Source organism: Tsuneonella sp. HG094, assembly GCF_053819285.1.
The window spans coordinates 2047437-2064860 of the sequence record NZ_JBSORA010000001.1 but is presented as its reverse complement, the minus strand read 5'-3'; the positions used below and the strand labels follow the sequence as shown (position 1 = coordinate 2064860).

General features: G+C 63.8%; 18 protein-coding genes. 1 reads left to right on the top strand and 17 read right to left on the bottom strand.

All coding sequences use genetic code 11. The annotated features are described in order from the left end of the window. Nucleotides 1–6: 6 nt before the first annotated feature. The 4 genes from ACWPMX_RS10250 to ACWPMX_RS10235 all read right to left on the bottom strand — a co-directional run bounded on the left by ACWPMX_RS10250 (nt 7) and on the right by ACWPMX_RS10235 (nt 5060). Complete coding sequence (locus tag ACWPMX_RS10250; RefSeq protein WP_455699911.1) at nt 7–1185, bottom strand: TolC family protein; 1179 nt, start codon at nt 1183–1185, stop codon at nt 7–9. A gap of 282 nt (nt 1186–1467) precedes the next feature. Next, nucleotides 1468–1815, bottom strand: a complete 348-nt coding sequence (locus tag ACWPMX_RS10245) for a hypothetical protein (RefSeq protein ID WP_455699910.1) — start codon at nt 1813–1815, stop codon at nt 1468–1470. Nucleotides 1816–2022: 207 nt separating this feature from the next. Then, nucleotides 2023–3423, bottom strand: coding sequence for an aldehyde dehydrogenase family protein (locus ACWPMX_RS10240; protein WP_131621726.1), 1401 nt, complete (start codon nt 3421–3423; stop codon nt 2023–2025). After that, nucleotides 3420–5060, bottom strand: coding sequence for an acetolactate synthase large subunit (locus tag ACWPMX_RS10235; protein ID WP_455699909.1), 1641 nt, complete (start codon nt 5058–5060; stop codon nt 3420–3422). Before ACWPMX_RS10235 ends, ACWPMX_RS10240 begins: the two co-directional genes overlap by 4 nt. A gap of 486 nt (nt 5061–5546) precedes the next feature. Between ACWPMX_RS10235 and ACWPMX_RS10230 the strand changes: the two genes are divergently transcribed. Then, the gene (locus tag ACWPMX_RS10230; protein ID WP_131621730.1) at nt 5547–5966 is read left to right on the top strand and encodes a CBS domain-containing protein; all 420 of its coding nucleotides are present in this window, start codon (nt 5547–5549) and stop codon (nt 5964–5966) included. 175 nt (nt 5967–6141) lie between these two features. Here ACWPMX_RS10230 and ACWPMX_RS10225 read toward each other — a convergent pair whose 3' ends face one another. From ACWPMX_RS10225 to ACWPMX_RS10165, 13 genes are all read right to left on the bottom strand, one after another. Continuing rightward, entirely contained in the window at nt 6142–6867 is a 726-nt protein-coding gene (locus ACWPMX_RS10225; RefSeq protein WP_455699908.1) for a PepSY domain-containing protein, read from the bottom strand. After that, nucleotides 6864–7568, bottom strand: a complete 705-nt coding sequence (locus ACWPMX_RS10220; RefSeq protein ID WP_455699907.1) for a PepSY domain-containing protein — start codon at nt 7566–7568, stop codon at nt 6864–6866. The genes ACWPMX_RS10225 and ACWPMX_RS10220 overlap by 4 nt, the downstream gene beginning before the upstream one ends. Nucleotides 7569–7640: 72 nt before the next feature. Next, nucleotides 7641–8441, bottom strand: coding sequence for a DUF305 domain-containing protein (locus ACWPMX_RS10215; RefSeq protein WP_455699906.1), 801 nt, complete (start codon nt 8439–8441; stop codon nt 7641–7643). Between the two features lie 32 nt (nt 8442–8473). Continuing rightward, complete coding sequence (locus ACWPMX_RS10210; protein ID WP_131621737.1) at nt 8474–8953, bottom strand: DUF305 domain-containing protein; 480 nt, start codon at nt 8951–8953, stop codon at nt 8474–8476. 12 nt (nt 8954–8965) lie between these two features. Further along, a complete protein-coding gene (locus ACWPMX_RS10205; RefSeq protein ID WP_131621739.1) occupies nt 8966–9655 on the bottom strand; it encodes a DUF2231 domain-containing protein in 690 nt (229 codons plus the stop codon). Next, entirely contained in the window at nt 9656–10150 is a 495-nt protein-coding gene (locus ACWPMX_RS10200; protein WP_207912130.1) for a YybH family protein, read from the bottom strand. 13 nt (nt 10151–10163) lie between these two features. Continuing rightward, a complete protein-coding gene (locus ACWPMX_RS10195; RefSeq protein WP_455699905.1) occupies nt 10164–11435 on the bottom strand; it encodes a copper resistance protein B in 1272 nt (423 codons plus the stop codon). Nucleotide 11436: 1 nt separating this feature from the next. Further along, nucleotides 11437–13440, bottom strand: a complete 2004-nt coding sequence (locus tag ACWPMX_RS10190) for a copper resistance system multicopper oxidase (RefSeq protein WP_455699904.1) — start codon at nt 13438–13440, stop codon at nt 11437–11439. Nucleotides 13441–13515: 75 nt separating this feature from the next. Further along, nucleotides 13516–13752: a hypothetical protein gene (locus tag ACWPMX_RS10185; protein WP_455699903.1), complete on the bottom strand. Its 237-nt coding sequence runs from the start codon at nt 13750–13752 to the stop codon at nt 13516–13518. Between the two features lie 35 nt (nt 13753–13787). Continuing rightward, entirely contained in the window at nt 13788–14117 is a 330-nt protein-coding gene (locus tag ACWPMX_RS10180) for a hypothetical protein (protein ID WP_455699902.1), read from the bottom strand. Between the two features lie 97 nt (nt 14118–14214). Next, on the bottom strand, nt 14215–14607 hold the full coding sequence (cueR, locus tag ACWPMX_RS10175) for a Cu(I)-responsive transcriptional regulator (RefSeq protein WP_131621749.1): 393 nt from the start codon (nt 14605–14607) through the stop codon (nt 14215–14217). After that, a complete protein-coding gene (locus ACWPMX_RS10170) occupies nt 14604–16976 on the bottom strand; it encodes a heavy metal translocating P-type ATPase (RefSeq protein WP_455699901.1) in 2373 nt (790 codons plus the stop codon). The genes cueR and ACWPMX_RS10170 overlap by 4 nt, the downstream gene beginning before the upstream one ends. Nucleotides 16977–17038: 62 nt before the next feature. Continuing rightward, complete coding sequence (locus ACWPMX_RS10165) at nt 17039–17317, bottom strand: hypothetical protein (protein WP_455699900.1); 279 nt, start codon at nt 17315–17317, stop codon at nt 17039–17041. Nucleotides 17318–17424: the final 107 nt, after the last annotated feature.

Sequence of the window (17424 nt, the reverse complement as noted above, 5' to 3'; positions counted from 1 at the left end):
GTGTCCTTACTGCGCTGTCGCGCGCGCGAGTTCCGCGGTGGCTTCGGCCTGCGCCAGGCGAGCTTCGATCAGTTGGGTTTCGGCGCTTGTCAGCGCGGCCTGCGCATCGAGCAGTTCGATCAGCTCGATCTTGCCAGCCTCGTACGATAGCTGCGCAAGCCGCAGTGCTTCACGTCCCTCGGGGATGGCTCCGCGTTCGAGCGCTTCGACACGGGCGTTGGCTGCGCTGAGATTGGCCGTCGCGTTGGCGATCCGGGTGCTGGCCCCAACACGCGCACTGGCCCGCTCAGCCTCCGCAGCGCGGATTTCGGCTCGAGCTGCCTCGATATTCCCGCTGTTGCGGTCCCTGATCGGCAGCGGCATCGAAAACCCCGCGACGAGCGCCTGATCGCCAAGCTCCTGGACATGGCGGATGCCAAGCCCAACCGCGGGATCGAGCCGTCGCTCCGCAAGCTGTTGCTGGAGACTCGCCTCGGCCAGAGCGAGCTGGGCATTGGCGAGCCGTACGTCCAAGGATTCGACCGGCAAGTTTGTGTTTGGGATCGGCTCGCCGAGGTCGCCCGCAATCGAACTGGGAGCCGTGTCTGCACCGAACAAAGCCGCAAGAGTGCGGCGTGACGCGGCTTCTTCGGCTTGCGCGCCGCGAAGCTCTGCCGCGGCCTGGCTGGCTGCGGCCTGCGCGCGCAGCGCACGCAGTGGCGGCTCCCGGCCAACTTCGACCAGAATGTTGGCGATCCGTGCGAGCTCGCGCGATCTCTCCTCGTTCTCCGCCGCGATACGCAGCCTGTCGCGCGCCGCGACCGCTGTCGCAAACTGTTGCCTCACCGATCGAGCCAGTTCCGCGCGCGTGATCAGCAAGCGCAGCTCGCTCACGGCAAGCTCGGCGCGTCCGACGGCCTGGCGCGCGGATCTCCGGCCTCCCAAGTCGAGCCGCTGATTGACGGCTACGGTCACCTCAGTGCTTTGCAGCCCGCCCAATTCTCCGGTGCCCAGAAAGTTCTCAACCTCGACGCTGAGTTCGGGGTTGTCTCTGAAACCCGCCTGACGGAGCCTGCCCTGCGCCGCCGCGACGGATGCGCGCGCCGATGCGATTGCCGGCGACCGTGCCTCCGCCGCGCCCAGAGCCCCTTCGAGGGTAAGGTTATCAGGCAAGAGCTCGTCGCTCGGCACCAGCAGCGGCAGCAACGCATCGTCTCCGGTGCGATCGATCGGCGCGGGTGGACCCATGATCGGCGAACCCACCTGGGGCGTTGCCGGCGAGCTTACCTGCGCTAGGGCCGCAGCGGGGCTGCACCCGAGAACGGCAGCCGCAAGGACATGCCGAGCATATTCGCTCGACTGACCGATCGCGCTCGATCGCGGGCCGGGAATCCGTCGCCAGAGGGCGCGGACTCGCAATTGGGAAAGCATTTTCGAGAGTTCCTCTGCTGACACAAAACACGCGCTGCGACTGCAGCACGGCTGGTGTCAGGCTCGAGGCGGCTCTTTGTCTGAGGTGATTTCAACTGCGCTGAGCGCAACCATCGGCAGGGCAAAGTGCAGCGTGGTCGCCGCCAATTGCTCCGCCACGTAAGCCTCTCCACGATCCAGCGGAGCCACATTGTGACAATGGCCGTGCGCGCACAGTGCGTTCTGTTGCGCGTCGTCGCCGGACTCTTCGGGTGCTGGCGAAGTATCGACCGACTGGATAGCCTGTTCCACCGAGGTTCCCACATCATCGCACGCAACCGCATCGGACGCGCCGCCGAAAACTACGGCGAACAACAGCAGCAGAGCCGCGAGTGCCCGAAAAGGCGAGGTTGAGCGGAGCGTCATGGACCGCGCGCCATTGCCACTGAATGCGAACTGAGACAACACCAAAACACCGTCTCGACTCAGATTAACAGTGGAGAGTGGGGAACGAAGAAATAGGCGCATGGGGTCACTTTTCGCTGCATGCTCGGCGCGTGGATCGTTGGAGGAGCGCGGGAGCGTGACCGGTCCATTGCCTCGATGTTAAGTTAGTGACGCCATGAGCAGCGCCTACGGTAGATTACAATTATGCGGTCTGTTCAGAACCACCATCTTCTCGTCGCTCATATCCGCCATCGTGTAGCCGATGCCCCCCGTCCCCAGTCCCGATTGTCGGCGACCTGCGAACGGCATCCAGTCGACGCGGAATGCGGTGTGGTCGTTGATCAACACTGTGGAGCCCGATAGGCGCTCGACACAATGATCGGCGATGTCCAGTCGCTGGGTAAATACAGCGGCCTGAAAGGAATAAGGCAGCTCGTTCGCCTGGGCAATTGCTGCGTCGATACTGTCGTATCCGTAGACACACACCACGGGTCCGAACACCTCCTCTCGCGAAACCTTGGCGTCGCGGGGCGGATCGACGAGAACGGTGGGATGATAGAGCGTCGGGCCGATGCGCTTCCCGCCTGCGGCCAGTCTGGCACCATTCTCGACGGCGGCAGCGACCCAGGCTTCGACCCGGTCGACCTCGGCAGGGCGGATGAGAGGACCGCACTGCGTTTCCTCTTCAGTCGGATCTCCCACCCTCAGTGCCTCTGCGCCCGCGGCCAGCTCGGCAGCGAAATCCGGCAGTTCGGCGCGCGGAACGAACACCCGCTGGACCGAAACGCAGACCTGGCCAGAATGATAAAAGCCCCCTTTCAGGAGCGACGGAATGACGTTCTCGTGCGAAACACCTTCATCGACGATGACCGGTGCCGCGCCCCCATGTTCCAGCGCCACGCGCGTACCGGGTGCGAGCCTGGAACGAAGCATCCAGCCTACTCTCGCTGACCCGATGAATGAGAAGAACGCTGTTCGCGGATCCGTGACCATTTGCTCGGCGACATCGTTCGTGCAGGGTACGAAGCGGCACCATTGTTCGTCGAGACCTGCCTCGTAAAGGATTTCTACGAAGCTCTTGCAGGACAGGGGCGTATCCTTGGCCGGCTTCACCAGAACGGGGCACCCGGTCGCCACCGCGGGGCCCACCTGATGGGCGATCAGATTTAGCGGATGATTGAATGCCGAAATCGCGACCACAGGTCCGATCGGCTCCCTGAAGGTGTAGGCTCTGCGGCCTGCGCCTGCCTCGGTCAGGTCCATCGGGATCTGGCGCCCGCCGCTCGCGAACAGTTCATGCACGCAGAGTTCGACGCTCTGAATGGCGCGGCTGGTTTCGGCACGGGCGTCGACAAGCGGTTTCCCGCCCTCGCGTGCGATCTGCATCGCAAGCGTCTCGGCACGCTCGCGCATGAGCGCGCCGGCGCGTTGCAAAATGGCAATCCGCTCATGAACCGGAATCCACGCCCGCCGGTCTTCGTGCAACGCGCGCGCCTCGTCGAGCCAGCGGTCGATCAGCGGCCACTCGACCAGGTCCACGCTGCCGATGCATTCCTGGTCGTAAGGATTGAGGACCTGCCAGGTCATTGGGGGCATTCCATCGCGCTCAGTTCATCGATCAAAACTTTGCGGTTCTCGGAGTAATCTACCGGCAGGTCCACGAGGTGAACGCCGCCGCTCTCGAACGCGCCGTTCAAGGTCGGAACCAGTGCTTGGCTGCTGTCGATCCGGTGGCCCGTCGCGCCGTAACTTTTCGCGTAAGTGACAAAATCAGGGTTGGCGAAGCTCAGGCCGTATTCGGGAAACCCAAGTTGCTCCTGCTTCCACCGGATCATCCCGTAGGCGGCATCATTCAGGATGAGCACAACCAGGTTGAGGCCAAGCCGGACCGCGGTTTCTACTTCCTGCGAATTCATCATGAACCCGCCATCGCCGCAAACCGCCAGCACGCGGCGCTCTGGCCAGAGCATCGCCGCCATCATGGCCGAAGACAGCCCGGCTCCCATCGTTGCCAGTGCGTTGTCGAGCAGAATGGTATTGGGCTCATGCGCGATGTAATTGCGGGCGAACCAAATCTTGTAGATGCCATTGTCGAGAGCGACGATGTCGTCCCGCCCCATGACCCGGCGCACATCGGCAACCACGCGCTGCGGTACGATCGGGAACCGTGTATCGTCACTGCCGCGACGGAGATGCGCGGCAATTTCTTCGTGCACACCGGCATAAGCGGTCAGGTCGCACGGCTGCTTGCCGCGAAGCCGCTCTCCCAGACGCTCCACCGAACCGGCAATATCGCCGATAACCTCCAGCTGCGGAAAATAGACCTGGTCGACCTCGGCGGCCTTGTAATTGATGTGAATGACGGTTTGGCCGCCGGGCTCCATGAAGAAGGGCGGCTTTTCGACAACGTCATGGCCAATGTTGACGATCAGATCGGCGCGCTCGATGGCGCAATGAACATAGTCGTCCGAAGACAATGCCGCGGTGCCGAGATATAACGGACTCGCTTCATCGAGCACCCCTTTGCCCATCTGGGTGTCGAAGAACGGGAACTGGGTGTCGTCGACGAACTTGCGGAGTGCTTTGCAGGCGCTGCGCCGGTTGGCTCCGGCCCCTATCAGAAGGAGCGGGCGTTCGGCGGCCATTATGCGCTCGGCCGCTTCATCTATCGCGGCATCGCCCGCCACGGCATAGTGTCGCGTGTGAGGCGCAACGACCGCTTCGGAGGTCTCTTCCTTCGCAATATCCTCGGGCAACTCCAGCAGGACCGCACCGGGCCGCTCCTCCTGGGCTCTTCTGAAGCCCTCCCGCACCAGTGACGGGATGCGCTCGCCATTCACGATCTGCTTCGCCATCTTGCATAGAGGGGTGAAGAGCGCGACGACATCCACAATCTGAAACTGGGCCTGTTTCGAGACCTTGATGGGCTTCTGCCCGGTAATGATAACGAGGGGGAAAGCGCCCAGCGCAGCGTATGCGGCCGGGGTTGTAAGGTTGGTCGCCCCCGGTCCCAGCGTCGCCAGGCAGACGCCGGGTTTTCCGGTGAGGCGACCATATGTCGCTGCCATGAAACCGGCTCCCTGTTCATGGCGGGTGACGATCAATCTGATCGAAGATGTGCGAAGCGATTCAAGCAAATCCAAATTCTCCTCACCGGGCACGGCAAAGATATATTCAACTCCTTCGGCTTCCAGGGCGGCGACTAGGAGATCGGATGCTTTCATCAGCAAAGTCTTTCTTGCGTTGTTTGTTCGCAGGCCTGCTGCAGTAGCGTTCCGTTGTCTGGCTTGATGGGACACCAGCCACGAGCACAGGGGTAACCTTAACAGGCTCGTGCACCAATTGCGGAGAAGCCGCCATAAGCCGTGCGAGTAGATAACAACGATGCCGTTGGTTCACTGTTCCGCCAACGTCCGAGGACCGCTGCTTTAGCTCACGACTCGGGACAAACCGCTCTGCTTGCGCCGATCCACGGCAGACGGCCTCTATCTGGTTCTCGACGCAAAGCTCGAGCCGTTGGCCTCCCTTCGATCGCAGCCGAACTCAGGCGCTTCAACGACGCTTATATGGATCTTCGTCCGAATGGCTGCTCGTCGGTCGAAGGCACCATATCATCGGATCGAAAGGAACGAGGGGGCAGGGCCCTGCGTTAAACGAGTGAGCGCGCCATAGCAGCGCAACCATTTGCCAAAAGGCCTAGGAGAGATGACGTGGAAATTCGCGAACTGATGACAAAGGATCCGGCATGCTGCAGCCCGTCAGCCAGTGTGAAGGAAGCGGCTTCGCTGATGGCAAGCAACGACTGCGGTCTAATTCCCGTGACCAACGCGGAAGGCGAGCTGGTCGGCGTCATTACCGATCGCGACATCGCTTGCCGCTGCGTTGCCCAGGGCAAATCTGCCGAAACGAAGGTGGAGGAGATCATGTCACCATCCCCCGTCACCGTGACCATTGATGCGAGCGTGGCTGAATGCTGCAAAAAGATGGAAGAGAACCAAGTCCGTCGTCTCCCCGTCGTCGATGACGCCGGCAAGTGCTGCGGGATCGTGTCCCAAGCTGATATTGCGCGCCATGCTAGTGAGCACGCGACTGGCGATCTCGTACGTGAGGTGTCCGAACCGACGCGTTAGGCTTCAGCTCATCGTCCCTTTTCCCACTCCAGTCGCTCATAGGAACGCGGGCCATCAGCGCGAAATGCGGCACAGAGCGTGGGAGTATCCCGAATCCAGCGGCGAGACGCACGGGCTGATGAACAGCCAGGTCTTGGCCACGCAAGGCAGTGGCGAACGCGTAGATTGCTGCATCTCACCGAGACATGCTTCCCTCGCGCGCGCGGACCCAAGCGAAATCGTGCCGCCACATCGTCCGGAACAGCAGCCAGAACCCGGTCACCGCCAGCCACGCCATCGCGACGCCGGCGGTGATGATCAGCGGATGGTTGAAGCTCATCCTGTCGACGTAATCCATGTTGTGGAGCATCCAGAAGAAATCCCACCAGCGCCAGGTGTCATTCCGCCGCTCGAGCACGGCGCCCGTGGTGGCCGACACGTAATAGGTGCTCGCGTTGTCGTCGGCGAAATCGACCTGCCAGATCGGCGGCTCGTGGTCCCTGACCGGCAGCGATCGCTCGGTAAGAAGCTTCGCCGCGCCGGGACGTGCCCCATTGGGATGGCTTGACTGCGCGATGGCGCGGGCGGCGGCCCCGTCAATCGTCAGTCGGACCCCTGTTTGGGCGTCGAACATCCGGACAAATCGCGCGGTTCGCACTTCGACCACCGGCCGATCAAGCAGAGTCTTCAGCCGCAACCCCTCGATTTTTGCGCTACCCAATTGGCGGACGATTGCTGGCCACGCGGTCGCCTCGCCAGCGAGTGCCGCTTGGGTCGCTTGAGGCTGGGGGCCTCCGGCAACTGTCTCCATGTCGAGCAGCGCCATCGCGGCGCCACTGATCGCCCAGATCACGAACTGCAGGCCGATCGCCAGCCCGACCCACTTGTGGATTTTCCGCAGCCAGATCGACTTGATTGTCATGGAGTGCTGCGCCCCTTCTTCTTGCGCTTGGGGAAGGCATGGAAAAGCAACCAGATGCCCGAGAGCGCCATCAGTACCGCGCCCCACGTGAAGACGCGAAGAAGGGAGTTGTTGACGTTCTCGCGCTCGTCATAATCCATGATGTGGAGCATCCACACGAAGTCGAACACGCGCCACAGTTCGTGCCGGCGCGACAACAGTTCGCCGGTAACCGGTGAGAGATAGAAGGTCGGACTGTTCCAATGATCGAACTCCACCCGCCAGAGCGGAGGCGTTCGTCCGCGGATTTCCCCGGGCACATCCGCAATGAGTTCGGCCGATGCGATGGACTCGGGCCCGGTATAGTACGACGAAGCCAGGGCTCTGATTGCCTGCTCGTTCGGCGGGTTCAACCGCTTAGCCGAGGTTGCCCCGAAGGCGCGCTCTCCCGAGGGCCCTTCGGTGACATAGATCGGGCGCTCATCGACCCAGGCCAGCCTGATGCTGGACGCTTTCTCCCGGGCGGCAAGCGCGAGCGGATCCCGCAAGGCGCCCGCATGGACGCCCGGACTGGACGCCTCGCGAACGAGTTGGTCGCCGTGGATCGTATCGATATGGACGATGGTCATGTAAAGGCCGCTAAGCGACCAGACGACCACCTGCAGGCCGACGAACAGCCCAAACCATTTATGCGTCTTGCGGGCGATTACGTGGGTTCGCATCTGCGGGCGAAAGCTCCGGCTTTGGATGAGAGTGGCCCCGGCGAAGTTCTCGCCGGGGCCATCAAGGGGCGATCAGCAGTGGCCCGCTTCCCGATGTTCGGGAGCGCAGGTAGGCGACGCGTCGGGCTCCGCTGCAGGCTCCGCCGAGGGCTTGGGCGCAGCCGCTTTGGCCGGGGCCGGCTTTGCAGCGGCAGCCTTCGGAGCAGCAGGTTTCGCGGTAGCCGCCGGCGCAGAGGTTTCGCTCTTGGCTTGCGCCTGCATGGCCATCGGCTCGCCGCGCAGCATGGCTTCGACCATCCCCACTTCCTTCAGCTGTTCAGCCCGCGTCTCCTCGATTTGTGCGCGCACCGCACCGCTCGCGCCATTTGCGAGTGCGATGTCCGACATCGCGACGGCACCGCGATGGTGCGCCAGCATCTTGGTAAGGTAGGTTTCCGAAGGGGTCGAGCCCGATGCCGCCATCATGTCAGAGTGCATTTCGGTCATCGCGGCTTCGTAAAGCTTGGCGCTGGTGGGATTGGCCGCACCATTGCGGGCCAGCGCCTTGAGCGCTTCGATCTCGGCGCCCTGCTTGTCGATCGTCATCTGCGCCATTTTCGCGACATTGGCCGTGGGCTCCAGGCCCAGCGCGATCCGCGACATGTCGATCGCGCCTTCGTGATGCGCGATCATTTTCTTAACCCAGGTATCGGCAGCATCGACGCCGACGGCATCCTTCATGGCCTTGTCCATCGCCATCTCGGACTCAGCGTAGGGGCCGTCCATCGTCATCGCGGCATCAGGGGCGGTGTCTTCGGCAGGCTGGTCGGCGCTTCCGCAGGCGCCCAGCGATGCGAGCAGCGCAAGTGCGGCAATTCCGGTGAGTTTGGTCATTGTGTATCTCCGTGATTCTAGGGCGTATCGGGTCAGAGGCGGTCCATGATCCGCTTCATCTCGGCAATTTCGTCTCTCTGAGCCTGGATGATCTCGCCGCAGAGCCGGCGTATCTCGGGGTCAGTGAGCTTGGCTTCCTCGCACATCAGGATAGCCCCTGAGTGGTGCGGGATCATCGAACGCAGGAACTGGTCATCGCCGACGAGGCTCTGTTGCCGGATGCCGACAAGCGACAGGACGAGGATCGCCGCAAAGGCTACATAGAGCGCGGCGTTGAGCTTCCGGTTGCGATACATGCCTCCCATTGTCGCAAGCATGATCGCGCCCATCGGCGCCCACATGACCAGCGCCATGTAAAAGAAGTTCACGTTTTGGATGAACTCGCCCCAGCTCCAGATCATGGCGAACATGGCGACATACATCACCAGCAGGCTCAGGCCGAGATTGACGGCCAGCATCATGTAGGGCTTTGAGCCCACCTCGTGATGCGCGGACTTTGCGCGGTCTTCCATCGGTCGTTCTCCTTACCAGTTCAGGTGATCGACGCCGTGCACGAGCGCACCGCCGAACCACCCCTGCACGAGGATCGCCGCTGTCAGGATCGACAGACCGACGATCATGCCGGAGCCGCGGTCTTGCTCGGGGCGCCTGAGCGCGAACACACCCAAGGCGAACGCCCCGATCCCGATGCCGGTCCCGAGCCAGCGGTGGCTCTGCATCATCCAGTCGTCGAGGCCGAGTTCGAACCCGCCGCTCAGCCAACCAGAGATCATGGCGAACGGTGCTGTCACCCCCGCGGTCACCACGAGGAACTGGACGGGCTTGGCGAACCCCGGCCGCTTGCGCCCGACGATCGCGGTGAAAAGCGCCGCAGGGATGAAAGCGATCGGAAAATGCACCAGCATCGGATGGAAGCGGCCGAGCCAGTCGAGCAGCCGCGCCGCGAAGCTCTTCGGCGGATCGTCTATCTCGTCCATGGCGGCCATGGCCGTGGCATGACCCGGCATCGCCATGTCGTGCGCCATGGGAGCACTTTGCGCCGATCCACTCGCAGCCGCGCGCTGTGCTTCGAGTTGCGCTGCCTCCTGCTTCGCCTTGTGATCCTTGTGCGCCGAGACGGGCGCAGCTGGCATCGACAGCACGGCAATGCCTGCCAGTATCGCCAGCACCGACCGCGCCAGCCATGCTTGAGAACGTCGAGTGAACGAGGCCATCTAGGCCCCCTTCGGCTTGCGCGCCGAATTGTGCATGACCAGTATCTTCCAGCCATCCGCAGTCCGGATGAGAACGCTCGTTGCAACGCCCTTTCGCATCGCGATCTCTCCACTCTTGGTCTCGATCCGGTAATTGTAGGTCTCGGTCGCGAGCGCGAGATCGCCTTCCATGCGGACCGCGACCGTGTAGTCTGAGAACGCGAATGAACGGAACGCCGCGAGTTCCGGCCCCAGATGGTGCGCGAGATACTCCTTGTATGACCCTTCGACCCCGCCGGTCTCGAACACTGCAGAATCGTCGGTGAAGAGCGCTTCGGTTCCGGACGCATCCAGCCGCTCGATCGCAGACTTATAGCGCGCCAGCACCGCGCGAACGGCGCTCTCGTCCGCGCTCAGCGAAGCGGGCTGCGCCGCTACCGGCGCGGCGTGCGAGCCATGAGCCTCGGGTGCCGCCTGGGCGGACAGCGCGGCAGCGATCATGGTTGTTATCAGCATTGTTCTTCTCCCCTCAGAACCAGAAGCGAATGCCCGCCAGGAAGCTGAAGCCTCCGGGCGATTCGCCTTCGTCCCGCAGGAAATCACGCGTCCTGCCGAACGCCCGCTCGTATTGGACGCCCACGTAAGGAGCGAATTCGCGCGCGATGTCGTAGCGCAGCCGGACGCCGATCTCTGCATCGGTCAGGCCCGCGCCGACACCAATGTCCTGGCTGCTCTGAGCCGCGAAATTGAGCTCGGCCCGTGGCTGCAGGATCAACTTCTGGGTGATGCGCTGGTCGTAATAGCCCTCCAGCCGTCCCATCAGCTCGCCCCGGTCCGACAGGAACAGTGCGCCCTCGACATCGAAGAAGCCCGGTGCGAGCCCCTCGAACCCGACCGCGGCGTAAACGCGCGATGGGTCGGGCTCGAAGTCATAGCGGATGCCCGTCTGAAGATCGAAGTAAGGCCCGATGGCGCGGCTGTAGAGCGCCTGGACCTCGGCGGATTCCAAGCCAGCCCCGAACTCGCCCTCGCCTTCGGTCTTGACGACCAGCCGGTTTATGTCGCCGCCATACCAGGCTTCGCCGCCCCACTCGTAGGCATCGCGCCCATCCTTGACCTTCACCTCGGCGACGTTGAGGATCGCCATGAAGAAGTTCTGGCCGCCGTGATGCAGCGAGAGATGGTGACGCCCCATCGCCATCGCGGACGGTCCATAGATCGCATCTGCCGCGTAGTCGGTGGGCACCGGCGGAGCCGATCCCGAGCCCGCCGGCAGGTCCGTTCCCTCGGCCCCCAATCTCGCGGTCGGGGTGCAATGCCCCATCGCCGCGTGTTCCGGAGAACATGCAGCCGGCTGCGCGAGTTGTGGTGCCGGAATCGAGCAATGCCCCATCGCCGCATGCTCCGGTGTGCATGTCGACTGGATTGGCGGCACCGGTTGCGGTGTCGCGTGAACGGGCGAGGGAAGCGTACAGTGACCCATCGCGGCGTGTTCGGGGGTGCAGGCCGGTTGAGCCTGAAGCGCCGCCTCGGGAGCCGGGGGTGGCGCCACCGGGGCCGTGCAATGCCCCATCGCCGCGTGTTCCGGAGCGCACGCAGGCTGGCTCTGTCGGGTCGGTTCCGACTTTGCTGCGGGCAAAGGCTTGGGCAGCGTGCAATGGCCCATGGCGGCGTGTTCGGGCGTGCAGGTCAGCGCCGCCGGAGCGGGCTGCTTGGGCGCCGCGGACTGGTCCTGTCCGAGTGCAGGCACGCCGGCGAAGGCCGCCAGCGCAAGGAGCGGAAGTCTGTGGAGCGAGATCATCTTACGCGTCTCCATTGTCGGGACGCACGGTGACGACACGCATCATCCCGGCAGTCATGTGATAGAGATTGTGGCAGTGGAAGGCCCAGTCGCCCTGTGCGTCGAGGGTAACGTCGAAGGTCGCCGTGCCCCCCGGCTGAACGTTCACCGTGTGCTTGCGGGGGCTAAGGGCGCCGTGTCCGGTCACCAGCTCGAAGAAGTGGCCGTGGAGGTGGATGGGGTGCTGCATCATCGTGTCGTTGACCAGCCGCACGCGCACGCGCTCGTTATGGCGGAACGGGATCGGCTCGGCCGGCTCGCTCATCTTCACGCCGTCGAAGGACCACATGTAGCGTTCCATGTTGCCGGTAAGGTGGATGTCGAGCTGGCGCGACGGCGCGCGGACATCTGGATTGCGCTCGAGCGCCATGAGATCGCGGTAGGTCAGCACCCGATGGCCGACGTCTTCCAGGCCCGTCCCCGGATCGCCCATGCGGTCGACCGGCATCGGCGAGATTGTCTGCACGCCGGGGTTCTTGTCGACCTGCGGCGCGTTGGCGAAGTCCCGCATGCCCATCGAGCCGTGATCCATCGGAGCGGCGGCTTGGCCTGCTGACGCTGGCGCGGGTATCGAATGGCCCATCGCAGCGTGATCGACAGGGGTGGAGGCTGTGGCCGGGCTAGCGCTCGGGCCGTGCCCCATCGCCGCGTGATCCATACCCGGCATCCCAGCCGCTGCTGTTGCCGCCGCAGCGCCTGTCTCCTTCCAGCCGGTAAGCTTCCACAACTCGCCGGAGGCGTTCTGTCGGGCAGTCGGATCGACGCCGCGCGTCTTCGCAGGGGCAGTTGATCCACTGCCCATCGCGCCATGATCCATACCGCCATGTCCCATGCCGGAATGGTCCATGTCGCCCATGCCCATGTCCTTCATGGTGAGCAGCGGGCGCGGGCGCAGCGGCGGAACCGGCGCACTCATGCCCTCGCGCGGGGCAAGCGTGGCCCGGCCCAGGCCTGACCGGTCGCTCGCCTCGCTGACGAAACTGTAGGGCTGATCTTCGGGAGTGACGATGACGTCGTAGGTCTCCGCGGTGCCGATCTGGAACTCCTCTACGGTCACGGGCCGCACATTGAGGCCGTCGGCCTGCACGACCGTCATCGGGAGGCCGGGGATGCGGATGTTGAAAGTCGTCTGCGCCGAGGCGTTGATGACGCGGAGCCTTACCCGCTCACCTGGCGTGAACAGCCCGGTCCAGTTGTCGTAAGGTCCGAATCCGTTGATGGTGAACGCGTAGGTCGAGCCGGTGACGTCCGCGATGTCCGCCGCATCCATCCGCATTTGCGCCCATTCCCAGCGCTCCCGCGCGGTAAGGTCCTTACCGGCCATCAGGCCCGACAGCGTCATCCGCTGGCGGTTGAAATAGGGCCCGCCCATCTGCTTGAGCTTGCGGTAGATCGTCGCGCCCGCAAGCGGGCTGTGGTCCGACAGAACCAGCACATGCTCGCGGTCATAGGCCACCGGGTCGGGCCCGGCAGGATCGATCACGATCGGACCGTAGACGCCGTCCTCTTCCTGATAGGCGCTGTGGCTGTGGTACCAGTAGGTTCCCGCGTGGCTGAGATCGAACTCGTAGTCGAATGTCGAGCGCGGCATGATGCCGGGAAAGCTGACACCAGGAACACCGTCCATCTCGAACGGCACCAGGAGGCCGTGCCAGTGGATCGAGCTGTCTTCGTCGAGCGTGTTCTGCACGCGCAGGCGGACGCGCTGGCCTTCCTTCAGGCGGATCAGCGGTCCCGGCACGGTGCCGTTGATGCCGATCGCACGGCTGACTTTGCCGTCGACCTCGACGCTGACCTGACCGATGGCGAGCGCAATGTCGTTGCCGCTGACTGTCGGCAGCGGGCGCACCAGGCCTTTCGAGAGCGGCTGAGCCCAAGCGGGCAGAGCCTGCGCAAGGCCGAAACCTGCGCCGGAGACGGCGGCGGCGCGCAGCAGCGCACGCCGTCCGAGGACGAGTTCATTCATCGGGGATTCCTTGGCTCACCAACGTGACGACGATCTGCCGACGGACGCGAGGGCCCGTCGGCAGGTCAGTCGTGCCTAGTGGTTCGAGTGCCCACCGGCCGGGGCCGTAGGCGTCATGTCGTGGCCTGCATGCGGATCGGAAGAAGGCGCCTCAGTGCCGCTGGCCGGCTTCGCAATCTTGTCGCAGCACGCGCACTTCTCTTTCATCTTCTCGCAGCATTCCATTTTGGGCTTCTCCGCAGGAGCAGCCTGGGCGTGCGCGACGCCGGGAAGGGCGATCGCGAGCGCGACCGCAGTGATCAACTTGTTCATGTTTCGGTACTCCGTGAAATCGAAAAAGGACGATTTCACGCAAGTCTGGGAGGGGGCGTGGGCAGCTTTGCCAGGAACGCCCGATGCCCGCTCGATCGGAACTCGGCGAGGATGGGTACATGATAAGCGATCGGTTCGATCGCGGCCGCGCCGAGCGGGGCCAAGGCGGAACACATCGCGACACAGCACTGCGTCATCGCAGCGGGCTCGTCTTCGCTGCCGGAATCCTCGTCGCCGCAATGCCCTGACTGCGCCATCTCACGATGTTCCATAGGCATCGCCGCCATGGCCATGCCCGACTGCATCGCCAGAGGGGCGACGAGCATGGCCAGCGCTGCCAGGATGAGATGGAGACGACGGAGCATCAGGCATTTGTCCTAGGCTCGGGCGGAGCAGGGGTCAATTTTCTTGTGAGGTCGAAGGTACGCGCGTGCTTCCCGCGTTTGCCCTTATGCGCCCGGATCATCCCACGGACTCAAGGTCATCGAGGATGGGGCAATCGGGCATTTGGTCGCCGTGACACTCGGCGGCCAGACGCTCGAGCGATCGCCGCATCGAATCCAGCTGCCGAGACTTGGCCTTCAATTCGGCCGCACGGGCGAGAGCAAGTGCCTTGACTTCGGCACTGGCGCGGCTGCGATCCTGCCAGAGTCCCAGCAGCTGCCGAATTTCCTCGATACCGAACCCCAGATCGCGAGCCCGCCCGATGAAAGCGAGCGTGTGAACGTCTGTCCGATCATAGTCCCGGTATCCCGAATCTCTCCTTGGGGCAGCAGTGATCAAGCCCACCTTCTCGTAATGCCGGATCATTCGCTGGCTCACGCCGGACGCGCTGGAAGCTTCGCCGATCTTCACAAGTGGATGCTCCGCAAGCGCAGCGAATTGCCGATGACCGCCACCGAACTGAACGCCATCGCCGCACCTGCGATGATCGGACTCAGTAGGACGCCGAACCACGGGTACAGAACCCCGGCTGCGATGGGCACGCCGGCGGCGTTGAACACGAACGAGAAGAACAGGTTCTGCCGGATATTCGCCATGGTCGCGCGGCTGAGCTTGCGCGCGCGGACGATGCCCCGCAGATCGCCCTGCACCAGGGTGATCGCCGCGCTTTCCATCGCCACGTCGGTGCCCGTGCCCATCGCAATGCCGACATCGGCGGCTGCGAGAGCAGGAGCGTCGTTGATACCATCCCCCGCCATCGCCACACGCCGCCCTGCGCGACGAAGCTCCTCCACCTTCGCTTGCTTCTGCTGCGGAAGGACATCGGCCATCACCTCGTCGATCCCGACCCGGCGTGCGACCGCTTCGGCCGTCCGGCGATTGTCGCCGGTCATCATCACGACGTGGATGCCGCTCTGGCGGAGCTCCGCGACGGCCTCGGCAGCGCTGTCCTTGATCGGATCTGCCACCACCACGATGCCGGCCAGCCTCCCGTCGATAGCGACGAACATGACGCCCTCGCCTTCTGAACGATGCTGGTCCGCCTGGCTTTCGAGCGGGCTGATGTCCGCTCCGACCGTTTCAAGGAGCGCAGCGTTGCCCAACGCGACCCGGCGGCCATCCACCTGGCCGGTCACGCCCTTGCCCGTTACCGAGGCAAAATCGGCGCTCTCCGGCAATACGATCCCCCGGTCCTGTGCACCTTCGACGATCGCCGCAGCCAGTGGATGCTCGCTGCCCCGCTCCAGCGCCGCGGCGAGGCGGAGGATCTCGTTCTCGTCGAAGCCATCCGCCGGCTGGATTTTGACCAGCTTCGGCTTGCCGACCGTCAGGGTGCCGGTCTTGTCGACGACCAGCGTATCGATCCTTTCGGTAAGTTCGAGCGCTTCGGCGTTCTTGACCAATACTCCGGATGTCGCCCCCCGGCCGGTTCCCACCATGATCGACATCGGCGTCGCCAGACCCAGCGCACAGGGACACGCGATGATGAGGACCGCCACCGCATTGACCAGGGCGTGCGCGGCGCGCGGCTCAGGTCCGACGAAATTCCAGACGATGAAGGTAGCGATGGCGATCAGGACCACACCCGGGACGAACCAGCCGGAGACCCTGTCCGCAAGCGCCTGGATCGGTGCACGCGAACGCTGCGCGTCGGCCACCATGCGGACGATCTGCGAGAGCATGGTATCGCGTCCCACGCGATCGGCGCGCATGACCAGACCGCCGGTACCATTCACCGTGGCGCCGGTGACCCGGTCGCCTTCCCCCTTCTCGACCGGAACGGGCTCGCCGCTGATCATCGACTCATCGATCGAGCTCCTGCCCTCGACCACGATGCCGTCGACCGGCACCTTCTCGCCGGGTCGGATGCGCAGAAGATCGCCGACCTGGACGAGGTCCAGCTCGACGTCCTCGTCGTTACCGTCGGAGTTGACCTTGCGGGCTGTCTTGGGAGCCAGGCCGAGCAAGGCGCGGATCGCCTTTCCGGTGGCGGAGCGCGCGCGCAGCTCGAGAACCTGACCGAGCAGCACGAGCGTGGTGATGACGGCCGCGGCCTCGAAATAGACCGGCACCATGCCGCCCATCGTCCGGAGCGCTGGAGGAAAAATCTGTGGCGCGACGGTCGCGACCACGCTGTAGCCGAACGCGACCCCGACGCCGAGCCCGATCAGCGTGAACATATTGAGGTTGCGGGTCCGCAGCGACTGCCAGAACCGCTCGAAGAACGGCCAGCCGCCCCACAGGACGACCGGCGCCGCGAGCACCAGCTGCACCCATTGGGACATACGCATGGGCATTACTTCCCAGCCGACTAGCTCCATCAGGACGACCAGAACGACAAGCGGGACGCTGAACGCGGCGCTCACCCAGAAGCGCCGCGTCATGTCTATGAGTTCGGGGTTCGGGCCTTCCTTCAGCGTCGGCTCGAGGGGCTCCAACGCCATGCCGCAGATGGGGCAGGTGCCGGGACCGTCCTGGCGGATTTGGAGATGCATGGGGCAGGTCCAGATCGTGCCGGCGGGCACGTCCGACAGATCGGCCTTCGTAGCTCCCGAAGCCGCGCCGGAAAGGTAGCCCTCCGGATCGGCGCTGAACTTTGCCAGACAACTCGCACTGCAGAACCAGTAGGGCTTTCCGTCGAGCTCGAACCGGTGAGGGCTGGTTCGGCTATCCACCTTCATGCCGCAGACGGGGTCAGTCGTCATCCCGTGCTCGTGTCCGCCCTGCGGGGCCGCGCGCGAACCATGCGTGCAGTCGTGGTGATGATGGTTCTCGTGCATGTCCGGCTCCTTCAGAACGAATCGGTATGCGCGACCTTATGGTGTCTGACATCATGTCAGGGTCAAGCGCCAATGCTTTCAGCAAAAAGCTCGACAAACACATTCACGCGCTGGCGCTCTATTTCGCGTTCTAGAATTTCTGCCCGGAATGCCGCGTATGAGGCGTGGATGCCCTCTATGCTGGCGAGGCTGGCGACGTCGAAGGCGCTGGCTTCCTTGTTGAACCAGCGCTTGAGGGTTTCGACCTCATCTACGGCGATCGCCGGATAGCGCGACAGCAGGTCTTCGACATGGTCGAAGCGATCTGAGCCCTCAGGGACTCCGTTATGGGTAATTTCCATGATTCATCCTGATCTCGATATTTTGTGACTTCGCCCTCGGATGGGGCGAGCGATCAGGGATGAGCGGGAGGTGCGCGAGGTGACGCGTGAGGATTACGTGGAGGCGG

Coding starts and splice junctions, on each gene's coding strand:
- ACWPMX_RS10165 (WP_455699900.1), bottom strand. CDS start 17,317: ATGGAAATTACCCATAACGGAGTCCCTGAGGGCTCAGATCGCTTCGAC.
- ACWPMX_RS10200 (WP_207912130.1), bottom strand. CDS start 10,150: ATGCTGATAACAACCATGATCGCTGCCGCGCTGTCCGCCCAGGCGGCA.
- ACWPMX_RS10210 (WP_131621737.1), bottom strand. CDS start 8,953: ATGGAAGACCGCGCAAAGTCCGCGCATCACGAGGTGGGCTCAAAGCCC.
- ACWPMX_RS10190 (WP_455699904.1), bottom strand. CDS start 13,440: ATGAATGAACTCGTCCTCGGACGGCGTGCGCTGCTGCGCGCCGCCGCC.
- ACWPMX_RS10170 (WP_455699901.1), bottom strand. CDS start 16,976: ATGCACGAGAACCATCATCACCACGACTGCACGCATGGTTCGCGCGCG.
- ACWPMX_RS10215 (WP_455699906.1), bottom strand. CDS start 8,441: ATGACCAAACTCACCGGAATTGCCGCACTTGCGCTGCTCGCATCGCTG.
- ACWPMX_RS10235 (WP_455699909.1), bottom strand. CDS start 5,060: ATGAAAGCATCCGATCTCCTAGTCGCCGCCCTGGAAGCCGAAGGAGTT.
- ACWPMX_RS10205 (WP_131621739.1), bottom strand. CDS start 9,655: ATGGCCTCGTTCACTCGACGTTCTCAAGCATGGCTGGCGCGGTCGGTG.
- ACWPMX_RS10240 (WP_131621726.1), bottom strand. CDS start 3,423: ATGACCTGGCAGGTCCTCAATCCTTACGACCAGGAATGCATCGGCAGC.
- ACWPMX_RS10185 (WP_455699903.1), bottom strand. CDS start 13,752: ATGAACAAGTTGATCACTGCGGTCGCGCTCGCGATCGCCCTTCCCGGC.
- ACWPMX_RS10220 (WP_455699907.1), bottom strand. CDS start 7,568: ATGCGAACCCACGTAATCGCCCGCAAGACGCATAAATGGTTTGGGCTG.
- ACWPMX_RS10195 (WP_455699905.1), bottom strand. CDS start 11,435: ATGATCTCGCTCCACAGACTTCCGCTCCTTGCGCTGGCGGCCTTCGCC.
- ACWPMX_RS10245 (WP_455699910.1), bottom strand. CDS start 1,815: ATGACGCTCCGCTCAACCTCGCCTTTTCGGGCACTCGCGGCTCTGCTG.
- ACWPMX_RS10180 (WP_455699902.1), bottom strand. CDS start 14,117: ATGCTCCGTCGTCTCCATCTCATCCTGGCAGCGCTGGCCATGCTCGTC.
- ACWPMX_RS10225 (WP_455699908.1), bottom strand. CDS start 6,867: ATGACAATCAAGTCGATCTGGCTGCGGAAAATCCACAAGTGGGTCGGG.